This window comes from Bombilactobacillus thymidiniphilus (assembly GCF_023380245.1).
GTDB lineage: Bacteria > Bacillota > Bacilli > Lactobacillales > Lactobacillaceae > Bombilactobacillus > Bombilactobacillus thymidiniphilus.
In genome coordinates, this window is the sequence record NZ_CP093365.1 from 1,039,536 (window position 1) to 1,064,295 (window position 24,760).

17 protein-coding genes and 2 rRNA genes are annotated in these 24,760 nt (G+C 38.5%); 18 read left to right on the plus strand and 1 reads right to left on the minus strand.

All coding sequences use genetic code 11. The features are described 5' to 3' along the window. Positions 1–72 precede the first annotated feature (72 nt). The gene (locus MOO47_RS05305) at positions 73–2,997 is read left to right on the plus strand and encodes a BspA family leucine-rich repeat surface protein (protein WP_249512431.1); all 2,925 of its coding nucleotides are present in this window, start codon (positions 73–75) and stop codon (positions 2,995–2,997) included. A gap of 127 nt (positions 2,998–3,124) precedes the next feature. Here MOO47_RS05305 and MOO47_RS05310 read toward each other — a convergent pair whose 3' ends face one another. After that, on the minus strand, positions 3,125–3,616 hold the full coding sequence (locus MOO47_RS05310) for a peroxiredoxin (RefSeq protein WP_249512432.1): 492 nt from the start codon (positions 3,614–3,616) through the stop codon (positions 3,125–3,127). Between the two features lie 102 nt (positions 3,617–3,718). Between MOO47_RS05310 and MOO47_RS05315 the strand changes: the two genes are divergently transcribed. The 17 genes from MOO47_RS05315 (at position 3,719) to MOO47_RS05395 (ending at position 24,737) form a co-directional block, all read left to right on the plus strand. Then, on the plus strand, positions 3,719–5,221 hold the full coding sequence (locus MOO47_RS05315; protein WP_249512433.1) for a glycosyltransferase: 1,503 nt from the start codon (positions 3,719–3,721) through the stop codon (positions 5,219–5,221). Positions 5,222–5,316: 95 nt separating this feature from the next. Then, complete coding sequence (locus tag MOO47_RS05320) at positions 5,317–5,805, plus strand: LPXTG cell wall anchor domain-containing protein (RefSeq protein ID WP_249512434.1); 489 nt, start codon at positions 5,317–5,319, stop codon at positions 5,803–5,805. A gap of 90 nt (positions 5,806–5,895) precedes the next feature. Next, entirely contained in the window at positions 5,896–6,627 is a 732-nt protein-coding gene (locus tag MOO47_RS05325; RefSeq protein WP_249512435.1) for a WxL domain-containing protein, read from the plus strand. Positions 6,628–6,773: 146 nt separating this feature from the next. Continuing rightward, the gene (locus MOO47_RS05330; protein ID WP_249512436.1) at positions 6,774–7,808 is read left to right on the plus strand and encodes a DUF3324 domain-containing protein; all 1,035 of its coding nucleotides are present in this window, start codon (positions 6,774–6,776) and stop codon (positions 7,806–7,808) included. A 102-nt stretch (positions 7,809–7,910) separates the two neighbouring features. Further along, the gene (locus MOO47_RS05335; protein WP_249512437.1) at positions 7,911–8,915 is read left to right on the plus strand and encodes a WxL protein peptidoglycan domain-containing protein; all 1,005 of its coding nucleotides are present in this window, start codon (positions 7,911–7,913) and stop codon (positions 8,913–8,915) included. A 32-nt stretch (positions 8,916–8,947) separates the two neighbouring features. After that, a complete protein-coding gene (locus tag MOO47_RS05340) occupies positions 8,948–9,976 on the plus strand; it encodes a DUF916 domain-containing protein (protein ID WP_249512438.1) in 1,029 nt (342 codons plus the stop codon). Positions 9,977–10,013: 37 nt separating this feature from the next. Next, entirely contained in the window at positions 10,014–10,748 is a 735-nt protein-coding gene (locus MOO47_RS05345) for a hypothetical protein (RefSeq protein WP_249512439.1), read from the plus strand. Positions 10,749–10,751: 3 nt separating this feature from the next. Beyond that, positions 10,752–11,816, plus strand: a complete 1,065-nt coding sequence (locus tag MOO47_RS05350) for a WxL protein peptidoglycan domain-containing protein (protein ID WP_249512440.1) — start codon at positions 10,752–10,754, stop codon at positions 11,814–11,816. Next, positions 11,813–12,607: a WxL domain-containing protein gene (locus MOO47_RS05355; RefSeq protein WP_249512441.1), complete on the plus strand. Its 795-nt coding sequence runs from the start codon at positions 11,813–11,815 to the stop codon at positions 12,605–12,607. Before MOO47_RS05350 ends, MOO47_RS05355 begins: the two co-directional genes overlap by 4 nt. Before the next feature lie 12 nt (positions 12,608–12,619). Continuing rightward, on the plus strand, positions 12,620–13,654 hold the full coding sequence (locus MOO47_RS05360; RefSeq protein ID WP_249512442.1) for a WxL protein host-binding domain-containing protein: 1,035 nt from the start codon (positions 12,620–12,622) through the stop codon (positions 13,652–13,654). 124 nt (positions 13,655–13,778) lie between these two features. Then, positions 13,779–14,558 carry a WxL domain-containing protein gene (locus MOO47_RS05365; protein ID WP_249512443.1) on the plus strand — a complete coding sequence of 260 codons (780 nt, stop codon included), beginning with the start codon at positions 13,779–13,781 and terminating at the stop codon, positions 14,556–14,558. A 42-nt stretch (positions 14,559–14,600) separates the two neighbouring features. Next, entirely contained in the window at positions 14,601–15,656 is a 1,056-nt protein-coding gene (locus tag MOO47_RS05370; protein WP_249512444.1) for a DUF3324 domain-containing protein, read from the plus strand. Positions 15,657–15,679: 23 nt separating this feature from the next. Continuing rightward, a complete protein-coding gene (locus tag MOO47_RS05375) occupies positions 15,680–16,453 on the plus strand; it encodes a WxL domain-containing protein (RefSeq protein WP_249512445.1) in 774 nt (257 codons plus the stop codon). A gap of 250 nt (positions 16,454–16,703) precedes the next feature. Further along, positions 16,704–18,290 (plus strand): helix-turn-helix domain-containing protein, encoded by a 1,587-nt coding sequence (locus MOO47_RS05380; protein WP_249512446.1) that lies wholly within the window; start codon positions 16,704–16,706, stop codon positions 18,288–18,290. A 240-nt stretch (positions 18,291–18,530) separates the two neighbouring features. Continuing rightward, positions 18,531–19,808, plus strand: a complete 1,278-nt coding sequence (gene serS, locus MOO47_RS05385) for a serine--tRNA ligase (protein WP_260523899.1) — start codon at positions 18,531–18,533, stop codon at positions 19,806–19,808. A gap of 288 nt (positions 19,809–20,096) precedes the next feature. Next, positions 20,097–21,663 (plus strand): 16S ribosomal RNA (locus MOO47_RS05390). A gap of 165 nt (positions 21,664–21,828) precedes the next feature. After that, positions 21,829–24,737 (plus strand): 23S ribosomal RNA (locus MOO47_RS05395). The 16S and 23S rRNA genes sit together here, the layout of an rRNA operon. The last annotated feature ends 23 nt before the right edge of the window (positions 24,738–24,760 follow it).

Below are 24,760 nucleotides of genomic sequence, written 5' to 3' on the forward strand. Positions count from 1 at the left end.
CATAGGTAAAAAGAGGAAGTGAAAGTTCAATATTAATAATTTTATTTTGTGATATTTGAGGGGTGATTTATTTTGAATAAACGACAAAAAGGTTTAACTTCAGCTGGAACATTTTTAGGATTAGTTTGTGGGCTCGTACTGACACAACAAGTTGTCTCGGCTGATACTAATGCAACTACCGATCAAAATGCACAGGTAGCAGTTCAAACAGAAAGTAATGACAATAATAATAGTAACAATACGGCGGCAGCGCCAGTTGCACAGCAATCAGCCACAGATGATGATAATAGTATAGTTAGTCCGTCGGTGGCTACAACTTCAGATATGTCGGTTGATGGCGCTGATACTGCAGCAAGTGATAATACCGATACTAACAACACAGCAAACAATGCGGCTCAACCAGTGGCCAGTACTACGACAGATTCTGACGGATCAACTTCAGAATCGACTAGTACTCCGGCAACTGACTCTGTAGCGAATGGAGTTTGGGGGACTAGTGCTTGGGATTTAGTGCAACAAGATAAGGATTACACTTTAACTTTTCACGCTGGTACTTTAGGATCCGGGTCAATTAAAAGTAATGTTTTAGCTAATAATGCTGACTGGATTAACAGTTTAACTACGATTAATTTTGATCCAGGTGTTGTGGCAAATGCTGATTCATCCTATTTGTTTGTCAACTTGGATAAAGTAGTTCAGATTAATTTGGCGAATTTAGTTACGTCTCAAGTAACCAATATGTATGAAATGTTTTCTGGTGATAGCAAGTTAACCAGTTTAGATTTAAGTAACTTTGATACTTCCAAAGTAACTAGTATGGCTAATATGTTTTATGGTGATAGCAGTTTAACCAGTTTAGATTTAAGTAACTTCGATACGTCTAAAGTAACTAGTATACATGCAATGTTTGAAGGTGATAGCAAGTTAACCAGTTTAAATTTAAGTAACTTTGATACGTCTAAAGTAACTAGTATGTATGCAATGTTTTATGGTGATAGCAGTTTAACCAGTTTAGATTTAAGTAACTTCGATACGTCTAAAGTAACTGATATGTCTTTTATGTTTTCTGGTGATAGCAGTTTAACCAGTTTAGATTTAAGTAACTTCGATACGTCTAAAGTAGCTGATATGTCTTTTATGTTTTATGGTGATAGCAGTTTAACCAGTTTAGATTTAAGTAACTTCGATACGTCTAAAGTAACTGATATGTCTTTTATGTTTTATGGTGATAGCAGTTTAACCAGTTTAGATTTAAGTAACTTCGATACATCTAAAGTAACTAGTATGCATGCAATGTTTGAAGGTGATAGCAAGTTAACCAGTTTAAATTTAAGTAACTTTGATACGTCTAAAGTAACTAGTATGTATGCAATGTTTTATGGTGATAGCAGTTTAACCAGTTTAGATTTAAGTAACTTCGATACGTCTAAAGTAACTGATATGTCTTTTATGTTTTCTGGTGATAGCAGTTTAACCAGTTTAGATTTAAGTAACTTCGATACGTCTAAAGTAGCTGATATGTCTTTTATGTTTTATGGTGATAGCAGTTTAACCAGTTTAGATTTAAGTAACTTCGATACGTCTAAAGTAACTGATATGTCTTTTATGTTTTATGGTGATAGCAGTTTAACCAGTTTAGATTTAAGTAACTTCGATACATCTAAAGTAACTAGTATGCATGCAATGTTTGAAGGTGATAGCGGTTTAATAAGTTTAGATTTAAATAATTTTGATACTTCCCAAATAACCGATATGTCTTTTATGTTTTATGGTGATAGCAGTTTAACCAGTTTGGATTTAAGTAACTTTGATACGTCCCAAGTAACTGATATGTCTTTTATGTTTGAAGGTGATAGCAGTTTAACCAGTTTAGATTTAAGTAACTTCGATACGTCTAAAGTAACTAGTATGTATTATATGTTTGAAGGTGATAGCAAGTTAACCAGTTTAAATTTAAGTAACTTTGATACTTTCCAAGTAACTAATATGTATTATATGTTTTTGTCTGACAAAAATTTATCGCATTTAATTTTGGGATCCAAAACCAATTTACATTATTATTCTTATTTAACGGATGTTCCTAAGATGGGTACTTCCGTTCCTAGAACTAAGAAAAAAGTAACTTCACCTAACTGGGTGGCTACTAGTGGATATCACCAAGGTCAAAAATATAGTTCCAAAGATTTAATGGAATTAACGGGTCGTGACCAAGTAACGGTTTATGATTGGGACAGTACGCCAATTGATACTATTGAAACACACAGTGTTACCCGCACAATCAACTTTCATTTACCGAACGGCTTGACACAAACCCAAACGCAGCGCGCTTTGATTACGCGTACTAAAATTGTGAATAGTGATGGCACCATTAGTTATAGTGCTTGGACACCAGCTCAATGGTCTAACGTGGATATTCCAAGCGTGCCTGATTATCAAGCTAGTCAGCCAGAAGTTCCCGAAGTAGATATCGACAGTGATACAGCTGATCAAACAATTGACGTTTATTACACGCCAATTCAGCACACTTTAACGATTAATTATGTAGATGCCGATGGTAAGACAGTGAGCTCGCAAAAGTACAGTGGCGCTAAAGGATCTACGATAACCCCGCAATATTATTTGCTAAATGGTTATCAATTGGCCAGTGTTCCACCGACAACTGTGCAAATGGATAATACTGATCAAACCATCAATGTTTTAGTTAGTCATGCGCTGGACTTCAGTGACGAACAACATTCGATTGTGCGCTTGATTAACGTGCACCAACCGAACGGACAAATACAAACTGTCACTCAGTGGGTTACTTTAAAGCGCAGTGTGAAGATTGATCGTGTCACTGGTGATAAGACCTATGGGCATTGGTCGATGGATTATTGGGATGAATATGAAGTTCCGACTTTCAATGGTTATACCCCAAGTCAAAGTACGGTAGAAGAAACCCCGGTAAGCAGTGATATGACTGACCAAGTGGTGGATATTTATTACACGCAAGCTTAACTGAACGCAATTCAATATCAATACACGATTCTGTTATTTTAACGGTGTCGTGTATTTTTGTTGTGCAATATTTTGTGGGCAAAATAAAAAGCCACCAGCCAAGCTGATAACTTTTTACTGTTCGGATTTAGTTTTGGTTCAATTGATCTAACGCCTTGCTATAATTGGGCTCATCAGTCATTTCGGACATGATTTCGGAATAAATAATTGTCCCTGAAGGATCTAGAATCCAAACAGAACGTGCCAATAATCCTGAATCAGCCATCAATAAATTGGTTTGTTTACCAAAATCTAGCTTTTCGTCAGAAAGTAAACGCATTTTCTGAACGCCTTCAGCAGCACACCAATTTTGCTGTTGTGCAACGGAATTAGTTGAGATCGTCACAAAGTTAATTCCGTTATAGTTGTCCATTTCTTTATTGAAATGTTGAGTTTGCAGACTGCATACGCTAGTGTTGATATCCGGTACTACGCTAATTAATAGCGGACGATCTAGCAACTTCGCTAATTCCACTTCCTGATTTTGATCATTGATTACTGTGAAATCAGCCATTTTTTGACCAACTTTAGGATAGTTAGTGATTGTGCAAAATTTCTCACCCTTGCGTGTAATGTCCATAAAATCACCTCTAAATTGATTATAACCTTTTTTGTGTTATTAGTCGCTGTCGTAATCTTATGTTATTTATTATAAAATTAGTTGAGAATTGGAGGGGGAACAATGAATTTTTTTATTAATACTGATCTATCAAATGCTTCTTCAGGTATTGAACATTCGCAAATTAAACGTTTACATTTATTTCAGCAATTCCAAGAACCAGCTAAAATAATTACTACTTTTTATCGCAACAATTGGGCACAGGGTCCTGGTAAATTCAATGTTGCTTTAGATGATGTAATCAATGTATTTGATTATTTTGGCAATAATCGAACAGACTATTTTCAAGTAAATACCCCGCAAACATATTGCAAGCAGCATGGCTTTCACATACAGCGATTTTTAGGTGTGGATAAGAATGAAGAAGGCTATTTAGCTATTACTGATGATCATCGGCAATTATTAATTCGCAGTGATACGCATAGCCATCAAGTAACTTCTGTGGTGTTTTCTAATCTTAATAGTTCAGTACCTACCTCAGCGGAGGGTTATGATACTCGCGGATTTTTATCGGCACATTATGAATATAATCGCCGGGGCCAGGCTGCTAAGCTAAGAATTATTAATCAGCAAGGGCAAGCTTTTTGTACAGAAATTTTCAAAGATGGCCAAAAAGTAATGTTATATAAATTACTTTTCCGGGGTCAAAAGCACAATTTTAATAATTTATACTCTTTTCAAGCTTTTTTCTTTGATAATTTGAATCAAGATTTCGGCGAAAATAATTTATTTATTTCTGATCGCGTTGAATGTACTCAAGGTTTATCTCAGATGCAAACACCAGCTAAAAAAGCAGTTTATATCCATAGTGTATTTTCCAAAGATGTAATAAAAAATGATCCTATGACTGACGAATTGAATTTCAATTATGAATACGCTTTGCGACATGCTGAGCAATTTGATTATCTTATTTGTCCCACACAATGGGAGAAAGATGAACTTAATCAGCGATTTTCTTTAGGAGATAAAGTACGAGTTATTCCGAGTGGAACTACTACGCCATCTCTGAAACGCATTCCGATGAAAAAACGTGATCCCTACTTAGTGCTGTTAGTCGCGCGGATTTCCCCAGAAAAACAAATTGATCAAGCGTTAAAAATTATTGCGCGTGTTAAAAAACATATTCCACAAGTTAAATTAGAAATTTATGGTGGGATAACTTATATGCAAGAAGCAACTAAAATTAATAATTTGGTCAATGAATTGCATTTAAAAGATACGGTTTCTTTTAAAGGTATTGTACCTAATTTAGATGATGTTTACGATCAAGCTTCTGCTTTAATGTTAACTTCTAGTAATGAGGGGTTGTCTTTGGCGTTGTTAGAGGGCTTGAGCCATGGCTTACCAGAAATTAGTTATGACTGCCGCTACGGTCCAAGTGACATAATGGTCGACAACCAAAATGGCTATCTTATTGCTCAAGGTGATATTTATTCAGCTACTAAAAAATTAACTACTATTTTGTCTGACAGTAAATTGCGTCAAGATTTGTCCGACAAATCTTATGAACTAGTGCATAATTTTTCGCCCAAAACTATTTGGCAAAAATGGCAAACCATTATTTAGAGATACAATATGGTTTGAAATATCCTTGCCACGGTGATATATTGTTCGTTGTGAACATGTATTGTTATGAGGTGCTTACGAAAGGGGTTATGGCTATGAAAAAACAGCCATCACATGATTTTAAGCGACTCACTTGGCGGAAAGTAATTGGGATTACAGTTGCTGTAGTAGCGACTATTGCCGTGGTAATTGGTGTTTATTCCACTTCAATGTGGGCTGGCACGGGTTATGATTATCAAGGTAATGAAGTTGCTCGAGCACTCCCAGTTACTAAGGGATCTAGTCAGGGGGGAAGCGATACTAGTGATAGTTCACAAAGCAAAGGTAGTACTGCTCGTGTTTTTGTTAAAGATAATGTTGGTGAACAAACAACGACTGTCCAACCAAAATTAGAACATTTGAACACTGAGGGTGGTGCCGTGAATGTTGTTCAAAATCCATCTTATCCACAAACTGGTGATCAGGTGAATTACGGAGCAGTTCTGCTAGGTTTTGCGCTGTTACTAGGTCTAGCATTTATATATCGCAAGAGTTTAACAACATTATGTAAGAATAATTTATCTATTATTCGTGAAAAATATTAGATATTTGTTGTTTTTTTTGTGAAAAGTGCTATCCTATTTATTGTATCAATTGCACCTTAAGGTGTGAAATATTTTTAGGGGGATTCTATTATGAAAATGAATAAATTATTTGCTTCAGTCGCAACTGCTGCTGTTGCTTTGTCAGCTATTGCACCTGCTACAATAGCTAATGCTGCTACTGGTGTTAATGGTGACAACATTAAGTTGAATGATTCAAACTCAGATCAAGTTGCGGAAGCTAATTCTGGTACTAACGCAGTTGCTAATTCATATGCTAGTGTTAATGTTGTAGAGGATACTTTGTCTCTAGATAGAGTACCTGATTTCAACTTCAACCCAGCAGTTGCTGGATCAGATGCTGTCTTGAAAAACAATTTGAACAACAGTGGCAAAGCTGCAGATGGTAATAAAGATGGTGTTTTGCAAATTACTGACTCGCGTGCAGATAGTTCAACTGGTGATGAGGGCTTAGGTTTTAAATTGGCACTTGGAATGGGTAAGATGAATGACACTTCTACGGGTTCAGCTGCAACGAATCCAGGCTTTGCTTTGAACTTGCCTACAGTGACATCTGATGGTCTAAGCACTGTTGGTCATAAAACTGTTACTTTTGGAGCAAATACTATTAAAGCTAATGATGCTGCAAAAACTGTCATTGATGCACCAAAGAATGAAGGTAAAGGTAACTTTGTGTTCAATTTCCAAGACCAAGATGGTATCACAATGACTGTTCCACAAAACACACCAAAAGGTAGTTACGCTGCAGAATTGACTTGGACTTTGTCTACTGATGTTGATCCTTCTACAGTTGGAAGTAATTAATAGTTTATTTTTATTTATGTAGAGAGATAGTTTCTACTATCTTTCTATTTTTTTGAAAACCATGATATGACGTTGAATTTATTTTTTATAAGTATACAAGTCTATCATAGTTTTACATAGATTCTATACTTGAGGTGTGGTTATTGATGAAAAAATTTATTAGATTGTTTGTATCTTTTGTTATGACTGTAAGCTTTGTGAGTTTGAGTAGTACGTTAGTGGATGCATCTGTAGGTAATTATGGTTTGAAGCCAGTGTATGGCGACAATCAATTGGGGAAGAGCGGTTTTATTGATATTTATGGTGATCCGGGGAGTACACATACTATTGCTACGACCGTAATTAATAAAGATACTAAATCACATAAATATACTGCTAATGTTTATACTGGTTATACTAATAATAGTGGGACATTAAGTTTTTCATCTAATTCTGCTAATGACCCTAGTTTGAAAATTAAGTTGCGTAATATTGTGCAACCTAAAGCCCAGACAGTTACGGTGCCTGCTGGTGGCATGGTTGATGTTAAGTTCCAAGTGCAAATTCCAGTTCAAAAATTCAAGGGATTTTTAATGGGTGGTATTGCTGTTACACCTGCTAAAGGTGAGAAGACGCAAACGACTGTTTCTAGTAATGGAACTTTGTTGAAGAATAAATTTGTGCAAGGTATGGGCATTGTTATTCGTCAAGATAAGAATTCCAAAATGCAACCTAACTTCAAAGTCCGGACAGTCGTACCGTTCGCCAATGCTACGTTGAAACAACGTGGTGTGAAAGCTAACTTGCAAAATTATGTTAAAGGTTATAACGCTAGCATCGACGCTAAAGCTACTGTAACGCGACGTCCTGATGATCATAAATTCAAAAAAACAGCTACTATGTCGGCTATTTCTCCTGCCCCTAATTCCAACTTTGATTATATGATTGATTGGGGCAAGACACCTTTACAAGCTGGTGATTATCATTTGCGGATTAAATTAGTTTCTAATGATAAGACAAAATCCTGGGTAGTTAACAAAGACTTTACAATTTCTGATGCTGATGCAGCTAAATATAACAAGTTGTCAGGTATTAAGCCCAACTATATGTGGTTATGGATTTTAATTGCCATTCTAGTTATCTTGTTAGTTTTAGGTTTAGGTATTTACTTTGGTCGGCGCAATCAAAAAAATAATAATTAACTGTAGTTAATGACACAATTTTTATAATGCAGATACTTTTAATAGGTGTCTGCATTTTTTGTACAAAGTGTGATATCATCATTATTATTGTGTGGGGTAATTATGAAGAAAATACGATTATTTCTATTTGCGATTTTATTTTGTACATTGTTTATTTTTACTAATAGAACTATCGCGACTCAGGCTAGCACTGAAAATGTGTCGGTAACACCAATTATTGATAATTCAGATATTACAGATCATTTTCAGATTATTGCTAAACCTAATCGCATGTATCAAGTGAAGCTTTCGATAACTAATTTTGGCGTCGGTAGTGTTAAACTGCGCGTTCGTCCAACTAATGCGTCAACTAGCACTGAGGGAACGATTACTTATCAACAGGTTATTAGTTCTGGGCAAAATGGTCTGCGTTATGCTTTTAAAGATATGACACAAGCTAAGAATGTTACTTTGGCACCCAATCAAACAAAAGAAATCGCTTTTAACATTAAAACACCAGCCAAGTCTTTTACTGGCTTGATGATGGGTGGCTTTTATATTTATGATCTTAGTCAGCCGTCTAGTCCTGGTTTAAAGGTTCCTGTTTGGTTGACTGAAGATAATAAAGCGGTTGGTGGTGTCTTAGTACTATCCGATGTTTCTGCAGAAGTTGTTCAAAAAAAGCCTTTTATTAATGTCAATTTATCCAATAATCAACCTGGTTCAATGAAAAATGTAACGGTGCACATGAATTTGAAACGCAAGGGGCTTTTAGAGTTACTCCATTTAGGGTTCAAACCGGTTAATGTGGATCAAACTTATAAGAATATTGCACCTAATTCAACGGTTCCCGTTGCTTTTGACCAGCAATCACTTCCTGTAAAGCCTGGTATTTATCAAGCTACCGGAACAGCGCGTAGTGGTAAAACGCATTGGAGGTTTTCTGGTAGTTATCGTATTACTCAGACCCAAGCTGATCGCGTCAATAAAGCAAGTAGTAATTTGATACCTGACCGGACAGTAATGTATTTAATGATTGTTTTAGCACTTTTGTTATTGATTTTCTTTGTAGTGTGGGGACTTTGGAGCCAATCCCGTCAACAAAAAACGAGATCTGTGCACCGTTAAATTTAATTAATGAACAAGAGAAGTGAGATTGTATGAAATATAAAATTTCGATGCTGATAATGATGATTTGTAGCTGGTTTGTTTTTCTACAACCAACCAATGCACAGGCTCGTAGTGGTGATCAGACGCAACCACATTCTTTTTCAGTTCGAGCCATTTTGCCGGATAATCAGATTAATAATAAAGAAACGTTTTATGATCTAAAGGTTACGCCCGATGCCCAGCAGGATTTAAAATTGGCAGTTATTAATTTGGGTACGAAGACTACAAAAGTAACTGTAGCGGTGAATGATGCTTATACTTCAAACAATGGGATTATCAGCTATGATCGCTCTAATGTAAAATTGTACAAGGCTAATCAGCCATCCTTGAGTTCTTTGATTGTGGGGAAGCATTCAAAGAAAGTCATCCTGAAACCTCAAGAAACAAAAGTGGTTAGCTTTACTTATAAAGCACCTAAAAATCCATTTTCTGGAATTATTTTAGGGGGAGTTTCGGCGACAGCCAATGCGGGGGAGTCGACGAATAGTAATTTTGCCATTCAAAATCGTGTTCAATATGTGACTGGTATTGTTTTACGCAGCAAGCCAGATGAAGCAGTGACGCCTAATGTTACGATGAGCAAAGATGTGGTAGCTCGCAGCCGTAATATGCAAAAGGGAATTGGTTTTGAGCTACGTAACTCTGCTCCTATCAATGTTAGCGGCATGAAATTGCGAGCAACTTTTATCCATAATGGTAAAAAAACGGTTAAAAAAATGGATAATTTGCAAATGGCACCAAATTCAATTTGGCATGTATTATTACCATTTGATAAATTACCAGCAGGGTCTTATAAGCTTACGTTAGTTATTAATGCTAAAAATGGTTATAGTAAGACTTTTGTTCGTCACTTTACGATTACTCAAAAACAAGCCACTAAAGTTGAGAAATCAACACAGCCTAAAAGACCTCATCGCTTCTTGCCATGGTTGTTTATATTTGGCATTCTAATAGTTCTAGCTGTTGTTTTATATTTATTATGGATTTATATGAGGGGACAAAACCAGCATAGACGTTAAGCAAGATGATTGCTATAATAAATTTGAGGTGTGTATAGTGAATAAGTCAAAATGGGGTATTGTTTTATTTGCGGTTTTCCTAATGGGGGGAATTACTGCAGCCAATGATTTTGAGAGTGTTTGTGCAGACGATGTTACGGGAACAACGGATGTCTCAGTTACTTTTACTGATGCTAAGTTATATATTGTTAGTATGCCTAATTTAGATTTTGGGACGAATAAAAATTATCGTAAAACTAGTTTGAATTTGGCAAATACAAATACAGAAGAAACAGGAAAAGATAGATATTTACAAGTTAATTCACCTGACACTAATGTTCCTTTTAAGGTGTCGGTTCAAAATGGTACCAACTATTTAGTGAACCCTGCTACTGGTAAAAAAGTTGATGATGATGCGTCTGATTTGATTAGCGAAAGTGACAGCGAATCGGGTCTGGGTACTTTAAGTTTATCCAGCGATGCTAATTCAGTATCGGTTTCATCAACGGGGAATGCTAATGATTGGACTACTGAATCGGGGGTTGCAGGAGTTAGCGGTGATATTCCATTAGGTGGACAGACTCCTACCGATGTCTTTACTTCTGCTGCTGGTTTTCAAGGACAAGTCCGTGTAGCGCTTAATGATAAATCGTCTGCAACTTTACAATTAAATCCAGGTACTCGACGTAATTTAGAGGCAAAATTAGGTAGTTACGGAAATACTGGTTTAACCCTGATCATGCCATTAACTTGGACTATTTCCATTGATAATACTCAAAGTATGGGGCTGTAATTTGTGCAATTCCCGAATATTAATATAAAGCGGCGCTGTTTTTTTGTTTTAAGTTGTATCAGCTTAGTTATATTTACTGTATGTCATTTTAATACGCCTGTTCAAGCTGCAGGTGGCACTTTTAGTGTCATTCCTGAAGCTACAGAACATCAAGTAGGTTCTGTGAAAGGTGGTTGGTATTTAGCAGTCCAGCCACAGCAGACTTACACGTTAAAATTCAAGCTGATTAATCTGACTAACAAAGAAAATATAATCACCGTTACCCCAACAGTTGCACAGACTTCCAATGATTTACAAATTGGAATTGACAATCCTAAGAATAATCCTGGTCCGGGTGCACAGAACGATTTGCGTAAGCTAGTTTCTAAGCAGAAAGTAACGGTTCCGCCCAATGGTTCAACTGATTCGTCAGTAATTTTAACTACTCCTCAACGACCTATTAAGGGTACATTGATGGGAGGGCTGTTCTTTAAGTCAGAATCAGACGTTGCTCACCAGACTAGTCGGGTGAAGAAAAATCACAATCAGTCTGTTATTTCAACAGCGGCGATTAGTTATGGCTTGAATATTTTTCAAAAAAGAGCAGCACTGGCACCGAAGTTTTCAGTTGCTGCCCCAACATTGAAGTCAGAAAATGGCAAGGTTATGTTACGGACACCAATTAGTAATCGGCAGAATTATCCTTTGCTACGGGCATCCGCCCGAGTTAAAGTGGAGCAAGCTCCCAAGTCACGGCTTAATTTTCAGAAAACTTTCCCAAATGTGGAATTCGCGGGAAACTCTAAGCTTAATTGGTTGGTACCTTGGGGCAAGGGTCCCTTGGTAGCAGGAACATATAAAGTTACTTATGTTTTAAAGAATAAGAAGCGACATTATGTATTTCATCGCAATTTGATAGTTACTAAAAAGCAAGCACAAGAATTCAATAAATTATTACCCAAGAAAGATCCAGATTATAAGGTTATAATTATTGTGGTATTGGTTTTATTGTTACTAGTTATGGTTTTATTGACTTGTTTAGTTTACTATTACGGTGGTAATCAAGCTTTTAAAGGGGGAGAAAAATGAACTTAAAATTACAATTATCTGTTGGTGTCATTATGGCGCTGGGAGTAGGGAGTTCAATGGTCAATGTTTTACCTGTTAATGCAGACAATGCACTGGGTGGTAGTGGAGTTCCTAATGGAATTGATGGAGTTCCTAGTGGAATTGATCCGGATGGTGTGACAGCTGCTAAGACTTCTTCTAGTACAGGGACGTCTTATGCTGGAGTGAATTATACAACAGACTTAGTATCTGCTCCTTTGAGCCTGACCTCCGTTCCTAATTTTGATTTTGGTAGTAACAAAAGCAATATAAAGTTACCTAACTTCGACGATAGATATAGATCAACTTGGATATCCTTAAATAATGAAAAAAAACCTGGTGATCGTAAATTAGTAGTTGAAGATGGTAATAATAATGTTAATTGGAATGTGTCTGCAAACCTTGCATCACCTACCAATGCACCTACCAATGCTTCTAATAGTTATCCTAATTCCAAAATTAGTTTATATTTGAACCCTTCCTTAAAGGATCCAAATCCAGGTTCTCCTGCTGCTGCTGATGTTGCAACTTATAAGCCAACCTTGATAGCTGATGACAGTTCTAGTACTAGTAATCATGTGTTAGTATCTAGGAGTAAAAGCACTGATATTTCCAATCCCATCACTAGTACTACTTATTCTTTCACATTTTCTGATAATTCTTCTACTGATAAAAAGGTTCAATCGGGTCTTTTATATGTTCCTAGTAGCTATATTTCTGTCAATAAAACATATTTGATGGATATTACTTGGACCTTGTCCACAACAGCTTAAGGTTTTATTTAAATGATGAAAAAACACAGCTTTTCTTATTTCATGGTGATAGTTTTGATCAGCGCGGGATGGCTTTTTTGTAATCAACATGAAGTGCATGCAATAGATCAAGGAATGCCGATTACTACGCAACTGGAAGTTCCAGCAACTAATAAAGTTCTAGCGTCTAGTTCTGTAGTCAATGTTGATTTGCAGCCCGAAGCTACTGCCGATTTTGCGGTTCGTTTGAATAATACCTCTAATCGTGATCTCAAGGTGTTGGTTCGTGGCACAATTGCTCATACTGATGCTACTGGCAATATCAATCTGGTCGATCCTAGTCATCATAATTTGGATAAGTCGTTCAAATATGATCTGCAGCAATTGGGGTTAAAGCCGCAGAAAGTTACTGTTAAAGCACATTCAACAACACGTGTTCCATTGACTGTGGAAGCACCTAATAATTATCAAGGAACGATCTCTGGTGCAATTCTAGTCAAATTGTTACAAAAACATCATCGTCATAATCAAGTTAATACTTTTCAAATTGCTTATGGCGTACTATTAAATATTGGTGATTACAATCAATTGAAACCTAAAGTTGACTTGGGTAAAGTCGCTTTCCAGAGCAAATCAGGCAGTGTCAATTTAGTTGCCAATTTGCATAATCAGCAGCCACTTTATTATGGTAGTGGGGCGGTTGATTATCAGATGCAACTTAAAAATAGTCAAGGCAAGGTTATTAAGCAGCAGCATTTGACTGCCGGATCTTTGACAGCCAATGCAATTGCCCCATTGAGTTTAGATATGGGGAGGCAAATGATTAAGCCAGGACGCTATCAATATTCTATGAAAGTGGATACTGGTGATAGCAAATGGCATTTTAAGCGCTATTTAGTGGTTAGTGAGCATGAAGCCAATAGCTTGAACAAACATAATCTGTTTTTGAAACATGATAAGTTGCCATTTATTATTATTATAATTATTTTAGTTATTTTATTGTTTATGATTTTTTTATATGTTATGTTTAAGTATGCTTTTAACCGCGGTATTAAGCGGCAAAGGTAAATTATTATTTAAATGGTTACAATGTTTGTGACATAATTGTGACTTGTTTGAACTTTATTTGTGTTTTTAGTTAGCTTATAATGTTAAATTATAAGTGTTAAATATTTGAGGAGGGAATTAATTCATGAAATCTAATAAATTAAGTATAGCTTTTAGTTCTGTTGCATTGTTGGCTGTAGGAGCTCCGTTAGTAGTTCAAAATGTTCAAGCTGCTGGTAGTGGAGTATTAAGCAGTGATTCAGAGGAAATTAACGATGGCTCTGGCGTAGCAGCGACATCTGGTTCTGCTGCCACTCATGATAGCACAGCTGGTGTGCAGTTTGAATCTGGTGATTTATTGCTTGTTCAAGTGCCTAACTTTGATTTTGGCGCAGGCAATAAAGTTTCTACGAAACCACTTAATCTATTTAATGCCGATTCTGGTAGTGATGGTAGTGATAGGAATCGGGCTGCTATTGTTGTTGATAATCGTGATACAGAGGCCAACACTGCTCCAGATCATTCTTGGAATTTAACATTATCTATGGAGGAATTTGCTACTGCTGATTCCGGTGATGCTAAAATAAATATCCCTATGAAAATCAGTGGGGTTAACTTTAGTAATATAAAGACTACAATCGATTCAGACGGTACTCCATCATATTCAGTTGATAGTGGTAGTCCAAGTGCTACAGATAAGATTTCTTTAGATGGTCCTTCTGCTGATTCACCAGTCTCAACTGTTAGTACCAACCCATCGGTTATAGCTAGTGTCAAGCGTTTTGGACCTACTGGTATTAGTTTTCCTAGTGCAGATGTCACTTTAAATCCAACTGTTGACAACATCCAAAGTATAAAGACTGGTAAAGTTTATAAATCAACACTAAATTGGACACTTAATGCAGATCCAACACCTGGTAACTGATAGTAATGTTTTATTAACCTGCACATGAACTAAGCTAGGAGAATGATAGTGCGACAATTTCGACGAATATTTATAGTGGTAGCTATTTTAGTAGTTGCTGTATTTGGATTCCATACTACTGCTAAAGCTGCTATTAGCGGTGCAGCAGGTTTTTCTGTGGAGCCTACTACTGGTGCGCAACCTACCGCCAGTAAAGATGATTTTTTTACTGTTAGTGCGCAATCCGGACAAAGTTACCCACTAACAATGAAGATTACAAACAACCATAAGTATCCAATCAAAGTGGTTGTTGTACCAACCGTTGCCGGTACTACTAGCCAAGGTCAACTTAATTATTCGAATTTGTCGCATAAAGTTGACTCTAGCTTAAAGTATAACTGGACTAAAATGGGTCCTACCAAGAAGACTATCAAGATTCAACCAAAACAATCGCAAGATGTAGTGGAGAATGTTCAAGTTAATGCACCTAAATTAAATGGTGCTATGCTTGGTAGCTTTTATATTTATTCACCTACTGTGAATAATAAGGCAGCTAAAAAGTCAGCTTCTAAATCTGGTATGCACTTGAATAATGTTTATTCTTACGCTGTCAGTGTGTTGTTCAAGGTCGGTAACTTTGATGAGGCGCAACCTGATTTGCGTTTAGTTCGAGTTAAACCAGCGCTTTTAGCCAACAATCCTGCTGTATTTATCAATTTGCAGAATTTTGAACCTAAGTATATAACTAATAATGACATGCAGGTGGATGCTAAAATTTATCCTGCTAATAGTAATAAGTTGTTATTTAGAAGTAACCAGAAGCAGATGAATTTTGCCCCTAATTCTAATTTTGATTTTCCGATTAGTTGGGGAAATGAGCCTATGAAAGCTGGTAATTATCAGGCTCGTGTTCACGTTAAGACTTCGGCTCGTAGTTGGAATTTTAAAAAGAATTTTACTATTTCACCTGAAGATGCTAATCGTCTGAATAGACAAAATCCTGCTGTAAAGAAGAATTATTGGCCGTTGATTATTATTATTGTTATTATTTTAATTATTTTGATCGGGATTTTGTTCTACTGGTTTTATAGAAAAGGTCAAAAGAAAGCATCAAAATGATATATAGATAGTGGGGGGATAGTTTGAAAATTTCAAAGCTGCTAAATATATTTAGTCAATTTTTGAGTGTTCTGGCTATCATAACTGCATTAATTTGTAGTTATAATATTGAGGTTAGTGCAGAAAGTTTACCTGATAATGTGCCAGTTGATCCTACAAGTTCTAAGCCACCACAAAGTACAAGTGGTGTTGGTTTTGCTACGGGCAAACTGGGTGTTTATACACCCAGTACTCAAAACTTTTATTTCGGAAAGCAATTACAATATGTCAGTCGTAAGTGGCATTTTGTTCCATATTCTGATGGTACACAGCCTGTAGATAACGCTAGTATTTTACAAAATTCAGTCATTGTTGCTGACAGTCGGGGTGCTGATAATACAGGCTGGAGTTTAAGTGCTAGCATATCTCCTTTTAAAAATGGAGATAATGTGCAAGATATTGAATCACTGAATATTGAGTCGTCTACAGTTTATGCTGTTAAGAACTTTTATGAGAATGCTGGCGACCCTATATTTGAAAGTACTGCGGGAATGGCTACGGCGCCGTCTAGCAGTAATGTTAATAATAGTAATCCTATATCCATTAAGCCTGTTGAACCTGTTACTTCACAAGGTTTGCTTAAAGACGATGTACCTACTTCTGCTGTAGTTATGTCTGCTGACAAAGGAAAAGGTACAGGTGTATGGGGACTGTGTTTTAATAAGATGAATTTATATACTGGTCCTACTAGTGGTCAAAAAGTAGGTGATTATACTGCTACAATTACTTGGACACTTGCTGCGGACAGCACACAATAGTAAAAATACCTTCACTAAAAAGTGAGGGTATTTTTTTGTGCTAAATGTTATTTTTAAATCTCATTTCATGGATTTTTTTGGTGCGTTTTAAGGTCATAGGCAAGATAAAATAATAAATTATTGTTTTATTTGAATTTTTATCTTTAATAGGATAGATTATAACTAGTATCATAACAATATATTAGTTTGAATTATTTTGTTTATGATAATAGATTTGGGGAAATCTTATTAGAAGCTGGAGGATTGAATTTTGGATAAACATCAAGATATATTTTTATCGACTTCGGATTTAGAGAAATTAAAATTGTTTGAGCAAGTTCGACAGTCAAAGATTTTGGAGCACGCTAACAAAGCTAGTTTAGATGCGTATCGTGACCTGCAATTTGATATTTACGATATTAATTTTAGACAGATTGCTGCTCAAATGAACAAAAGTTACGGCAGTATTTATAACACTTATGACAGTATTGTGCATGATATGAAGGTTTTACTTGATAAATTAGATCCTTCTATTAGGGATATTTTTGCAGTTAGCAATGATGAGTATCATTATTTTTTGGTTAAGCAATCAGATACTTTTAATTTTATGAGTGCCATTTTGGAGGGAAGTTGCCAATCTTTTGAGAATTTTTATCAAGAACGTGGCAACAGCAAGGCTACAGCTTTACGTCATTTACGTTCTATGCGTATTTTTTTGAAGAAATTTGATATTCGCGTTACTTATGAGCCAATGCGCTTTGTAGGTGACGAGAAAGATATTCGTTTGGCTTTGGGTATTATGTTTTGGGATGCAACAAGAGGATTTGCCTGGCCTTTTAAAGAATTTGACCAAAAATCTGCTGTTTGGTTGATGCAAAATGCGCTGCAACAACTAAGATATTCGGACTTCAACGAAATAACTTTCTTGCTCTTTACTAATTTTGCTGCTGTCAGTTGTTTACGCAGTTATCATGGTCATTCATTGAAAAAGGATCCACGAATTAACTATATTCAATATCCGCATACTAATATTTATAGCTCACTTTTGAAAGATGCTGATAATAATAAAGTTACTGAATCTGGATTGAAACCTATTATTAAACATTTCTTGGATTTGCCCGATTCAATATTGATGAATGAAACTTATAATTTATATAATTTAATCCATTGTTCTTTAAATGATATTCCTTATCGTGCTGATAAATTAGGAGAAATTCTGGATTATGTGAAGGAATATGATACAACAATTTATCATTTTGTGATTGAATCTTTGCAAGCTATGCCTTACGACGTGCAACAGCGCCTAAATCTTGATGATGATGCCATGAAGTTGTTACAAGTGAATTGTGTACGCATTATTATTGGAATTTTGGCGTTTGGCAATAGTTATTATCAGATGGTAACTTTCTATGCTGGTGAAGAAATGGATATGTCAAGTATTGATTTACCGGAATATAAAAAGCAGATTAGAACAGTTTTGACTAATTTAGTCAATAATGAAGAGTTTTTGGATTTTGATGATAAGGTAACTCTTTTGACTGATACATTATATAATGTATCTCTACGTTTAATGGTTTTGTCTTCAAAACATTTTGCGGTGAAAGTATATCCTAGCATAGAAGAAGATTTCTTTTACTATGTTGACTTAATCGGGACTTTATATGCTTTGCCTTATGTAGAATTGGTTGATGATTCCACGACAGCTGATTTGATAATTACCACAAGTTCAACAATCAATGTTAAGCATAAATCAACTGCTTACATGTTTCAGTGGAATCATGATACTGATAGTATTCAATATGGTCAATTGTTGAGTCTGATTAGAGATATTTGGACTAATGAGAAAATTTCTAAGTAATTGCAATTTGGTATGCATTATATTATCATGTATGTAGTATATGGTACCTTTAGAATTTACAGAGAGCTAGAAGAAGTTGAGAATCTAGCAATTCGTCTTCCAGTATCATGAATATATTCTCAATTATTTAAATAAAAACATCAAAGTGGCAACATTAGTTTGTTGAACGTGGGTGGTACCGCGAATCTAGAGATTCGTCCCTATTGGGGATGAGTCTCTTTTATTTTTGGAGGAATTGTTATGTTAGATATTAAATTAATTCGAAAAAATCCAGCTTGGGCTAAAGAAAAAATGGAGCAACGAAATGTTTCAGGTAGTCAAATTGATGATTTATTAATTCTAGACGCAAAAAGGCGTGAAATAATGACTCAAGTTGAAGAACTAAAAGCTCAACGTAATGAAGTTTCTAAGCAAATTGCTACTTTGAAAAGAGCTAAAGAAGATGCAAATCAACAAATTACCAAGATGCAGCATGTTGGACAAGATATTAAGCATTTAGATGCACAATTGGAACAAATTAGTGAGCAAACGGAACAAATTTTAGTTCGCTTACCTAATTTTAGTGATGATTCTGTTCCTGTAGGTGCTGATGAATCAGCTAATACTGAATTGCGCAAATGGGAAACCCCTCGTGAGTTCAGCTTTGAGCCTAAGGCACATTGGGAGTTGGGCGAAAATCTTAATATCCTGGATTTTGAACGTGGTGCTAAAGTAGCAGGAAGTCGCTTTGTATATTACATGGGCTTAGGTGCTAAATTAGAACGTGCTCTATATAACTTTATGTTAGATGAACATCAAAAAGATGGCTATACTGAAGTGGTTCCACCATATTTGGTGAATAATGATTCTATGTTTGGTACAGGACAGTTTCCTAAATTTACGGAAGATGTTTATTCAATTATGGATGAAGAACGTCCTTTAACGTTAATTCCTACAGCTGAAGTTCCTTTGACTAACTATTATCGTGGTGAAATTCTTAGTGAAGAACAATTACCAACTTATTTGACAGCTTTGACACCTTGTTTTCGTTCAGAAGCTGGTTCTGCTGGACGTGATACTCGTGGTTTGATTAGATTGCACCAATTCAATAAAGTTGAAATGGTCAAATTTTGTAAACCTGAGGATTCATGGAATGAATTGGAAAAGTTAACAGCTAATGCAGAAAATATTTTGCGTAAATTGAATTTGCCGTATCGTGTAATAACATTATCAAGTGGTGATGCTAGTTTTAGTTCTGCAAAAACGTATGATTTAGAAGTATGGATGCCTCAACAAAATATGTATCGAGAAATTTCTAGTTGTTCTAATTGCACGGATTTTCAAGCTCGTCGCTCGCAAATTCGTTATCGTAATTCAGAAGGTAAGCTAGAATTTGTTCACACTTTAAATGGCTCAGGATTAGCTGTAGGGCGTGCTGTAGCAGCAATCTTAGAGAATTATCAAAACGAAGATGGTACTGTTACTATTCCTGATATTTTGGTTCCTTATATGAATGGGGAGAAAAAAATAACAAAATAAAGAAAAAAGTACTTGCCAAAAGGACGAAAAGTTGATAATATATCATTTGTTGTCAGCGAGACAGACACAGGCGTTGAAAGAAACGCAAACACTTCTAAAAAAAGTTGTTGACATGTGATCGTTGAGATGATATAATATGAGAGCCGACGCAAGTCGACGAGCAACAAAGTAGACCTTTGAAAACTGAACAAAGTTTCTTTTAAGCAAAGTGCAGGGTTCACAAGAACCTGTCAATTAAGAGCAATAAAGAAGACAAGAACGCAAGTTTGAGTCTATGAGTCACAAACTAAAAATGAGAGTTTGATCCTGGCTCAGGACGAACGCTGGCGGCGTGCCTAATACATGCAAGTCGAGCGAGCTGAGCTAACGGAATACCTTCGGGTAGGAAGATAGTAAAGCGAGCGGCGGATGGGTGAGTAACACGTAGGTAACCTGCCCCAAAGCGGGGGATAACAACTGGAAACAGTTGCTAATACCGCATAAACCTTTTGGTCACATGGCTAGAAGTTGAAAGACGGTTTCGGCTGTCACTTTGGGATGGACCTGCGGTGCATTAGCTAGTTGGTAAGGTAACGGCTTACCAAGGCAATGATGCATAGCCGACCTGAGAGGGTAATCGGCCACATTGGGACTGAGACACGGCCCAAACTCCTACGGGAGGCAGCAGTAGGGAATCTTCCACAATGGACGAAAGTCTGATGGAGCAACGCCGCGTGGATGAAGAAGGTTTTCGGATCGTAAAATCCTGTTGTTGAAGAAGAACGTATTTGAGAGTAACTGCTCAGATAGTGACGGTATTCAACCAGAAAGTCACGGCTAACTACGTGCCAGCAGCCGCGGTAATACGTAGGTGGCAAGCGTTGTCCGGATTTATTGGGCGTAAAGGGAGCGCAGGCGGTTTTTTAAGTCTGAATGTGAAAGCCCTCAGCTTAACTGAGGAAGAGCATCAGAAACTGGAAGACTTGAGTGCAGAAGAGGAGAGTGGAACTCCATGTGTAGCGGTGAAATGCGTAGATATATGGAAGAACACCAGTGGCGAAGGCGGCTCTCTGGTCTGTTACTGACGCTGAGGCTCGAAAGCATGGGTAGCGAACAGGATTAGATACCCTGGTAGTCCATGCCGTAAACGATGAGTGCTAAGTGTTGGGAGGTTTCCGCCTCTCAGTGCTGCAGCTAACGCATTAAGCACTCCGCCTGGGGAGTACGACCGCAAGGTTGAAACTCAAAGGAATTGACGGGGGCCCGCACAAGCGGTGGAGCATGTGGTTTAATTCGAAGCTACGCGAAGAACCTTACCAGGTCTTGACATCTCCTGAAAGCTGTAGAGATACAGGGTTCCCTTCGGGGACAGGAAGACAGGTGGTGCATGGTTGTCGTCAGCTCGTGTCGTGAGATGTTGGGTTAAGTCCCGCAACGAGCGCAACCCTTGTTACTAGTTGCCAGCATTAAGTTGGGCACTCTAGTGAGACTGCCGGTGACAAACCGGAGGAAGGTGGGGACGACGTCAAATCATCATGCCCCTTATGACCTGGGCTACACACGTGCTACAATGGATGGTACAATGAGAAGCAAACTCGCGAGGGCAAGCAGATCTCTTAAAACCATTCTCAGTTCGGATTGCAGGCTGCAACTCGCCTGCATGAAGTTGGAATCGCTAGTAATCGCGGATCAGCATGCCGCGGTGAATACGTTCCCGGGCCTTGTACACACCGCCCGTCACACCATGAGAGTTTGTAACACCCAAAGCCGGTGGGGTAACCCTTCGGGGAGCTAGCCGTCTAAGGTGGGACAAATGATTAGGGTGAAGTCGTAACAAGGTAGCCGTAGGAGAACCTGCGGCTGGATCACCTCCTTTCTAAGGAAAATAACGGAAGCACTTTGTAGAAACTTTGTTTAGTTTTGAGAGGTCTACTCTCAAAAATTAGTACTTTGAAAACTGAATATTAAGAGAAAGAAACAGAAAACACCGAGAAACTGCGAATCGAGAGATTCAAGAAGAAACGAATTATTGTTTTAGTAAGGTTAAGATGATAAGGGCGCACGGTGGATGCCTAGGTACTAGGAGCCGATGAAGGACGGAACGAACACCGAAATGCTTCGGGTAGCTGTAAGTAAGCGTAGATCCGGAGATCTCCGAATGGGGCAACCCAGCTAGAGTAAAAGCTAGTTACACCTTAACGAAAGTTAAGAGTGAGGTAAACGTGGTGAACTGAAACATCTAAGTAGCCACAGGAAGAGAAAGAAAAATCGATTTCCTGAGTAGCGGCGAGCGAAATGGAAAGAGCCCAAACCAAAGAGCATGCTTTTTGGGGTTGTAGGACTGGGACATGAGAAAGTCAAAGATAGCAGAATCAGTTGGGAAGCTGAACCAAAGATAGTGACAGTCTAGTAAGCGAAATCAGAGACACTCTACCAGGATCCTGAGTACGGCGGGGCACGTGAAACCCCGTCGGAAGCAGGGAGGACCATCTCCCAAGGCTAAATACTCCCTAGTGACCGATAGTGAACAAGTACCGTGAGGGAAAGGTGAAAAGCACCCCGGGAGGGGAGTGAAATAGATCCTGAAACCGTGTGCCTACAAGTAGTCAGAGCTCGTTAAAGAGTGATGGCGTGCCTTTTGTAGAATGAACCGGCGAGTTACGTTTGCGTGCAAGGTTAAGTTGAAAAAGACGGAGCCGAAGCGAAAGCGAGTCTGAATAGGGCGAAGAAGTACGTAGACGTAGACCCGAAACCAAGTGACCTACCCATGTCCAGGTTGAAGGTGCGGTAAAACGCACTGGAGGACCGAACCCACGTAAGTTGAAAATTGCGGGGATGAGGTGTGGGTAGCGGTGAAATTCCAAACGAACTTGGAGATAGCTGGTTCTCTCCGAAATAGCTTTAGGGCTAGCCTCGAGGAGAGGATCGTGGAGGTAGAGCACTGTTTGGACTAGGGGCCCGTCATGGGTTACTGAATTCAGATAAACTCCGAATGCCATAGATCTATACTCGGGAGTCAGACGGTGAGTGATAAGATCCATCGTCGAAAGGGAAACAGCCCAGATCACCAGTTAAGGTCCCAAAATCCATGCTAAGTGGAAAAGGATGTGGAGCTGCATAGACAACTAGGATGTTGGCTTAGAAGCAGCAATTCATTTAAAGAGTGCGTAATAGCTCACTAGTCGAGTGGCTCTGCGCCGAAAATGTACCGGGGCTAAGCATGGTACCGAAACTGTGGATGTGCACGTAAGTGTATGTGGTAGGAGAGCGTTGTAAGCACGAAGAAGCCAGATCGAGAGGACTGGTGGAGAGCTTAGAAGTGAGAATGCCGGTATGAGTAGCGCGAGATCAGTGAGAATCTGATCCACCGGAAGACTAAGGTTTCCTGGGGAAGGCTCGTCCGCCCAGGGTTAGTCGGGACCTAAGATGAGGCCGAGAGGCGTAATCGATGGATAACAGGTTGAGATTCCTGTACTAATCAGTTTTGTTTGAACAATGGAGGGACGCAGGAGATTAACGTGAGCATGCAGCTGGAAAAGCATGTCCAAGCAGTGAGTCTGGGAATGAGTCAAATGCTTATTTCTAAGGACGAGCTGTGATGGGGAGCGAAATTAAGTAGCGAAGCACGAGCGTCACACTGCCGAGAAAAGCTTCTAGTTAGAAACTGATTACCCGTACCGCAAACCGACACAGGTAGTCAAGGAGAGAATCCTAAGGTGAGCGAGAGAACTATCGTTAAGGAACTCGGCAAAATAGCCCCGTAACTTCGGAAGAAGGGGTGCTGGTGTAAAAGCCAGCCGCAGTGAAAAGGCCCAAACAACTGTTTATCAAAAACACAGGTCTCTGCAAAATCGTAAGATGACGTATAGGGGCTGACGCCTGCCCGGTGCTGGAAGGTTAAGAGGATGAGTTAGACTTCGAGTCGAAGCCCAGAATTGAAGCCCCAGTAAACGGCGGCCGTAACTATAACGGTCCTAAGGTAGCGAAATTCCTTGTCGGGTAAGTTCCGACCCGCACGAAAGGCGTAATGATTTGGGCACTGTCTCAACGATAGACTCGGTGAAATTATAATACCCGTGAAGATGCAGGTTACCCGCGACAGGACGGAAAGACCCCATGGAGCTTTACTGTAGCTTGATATTGAATTTTTGTGTAACATGTACAGGATAGGTAGGAGCCATAGAAATCGGTACGCTAGTATCGATGGAGGCAATGGTGGGATACTACCCTTGTTATATGAAAGTTCTAACCCACGCCGTTGAAGCACGGCGGGAGACAGTGTCAGGTGGGCAGTTTGACTGGGGCGGTCGCCTCCTAAACAGTAACGGAGGCGCCCAAAGGTTCCCTCAGAATGGTTGGAAATCATTCGTAGAGTGTAAAGGTAGAAGGGAGCTTGACTGCGAGACAGACAAGTCGAGCAGGGACGAAAGTCGGGCTTAATGATCCGGTGGCACCGTATGGAAGGGCCATCGCTCAACGGACAAAAGCTACCCTGGGGATAACAGGCTTATCTCCCCCAAGAGTTCACATCGACGGGGAGGTTTGGCACCTCGATGTCGGCTCATCGCATCCTGGGGCTGTAGTCGGTCCCAAGGGTTGGGCTGTTCGCCCATTAAAGCGGTACGCGAGCTGGGTTCAGAACGTCGTGAGACAGTTCGGTCCCTATCCGTCGCGGGCGTAGGAAATTTGAGAGGATCTGTCCTTAGTACGAGAGGACCGGGATGGACATACCACTGGTGTACCAGTTGTCTTGCCAAAGGCATCGCTGGGTAGCTATGTATGGAAGGGATAAACGCTGAAAGCATCTAAGTGTGAAACCCACCTCAAGATGAGATTTCCCATTCAGTAATGAAGTAAGACCCCTCAAAGAAGATGAGGTAGATAGGTTGCGCGTGGAAGTGTAGTGATATATGGAGCGGAGCAATACTAATCGGTCGAGGGCTTAACCAAGCAGTGAAGGTGAAGAATTATCT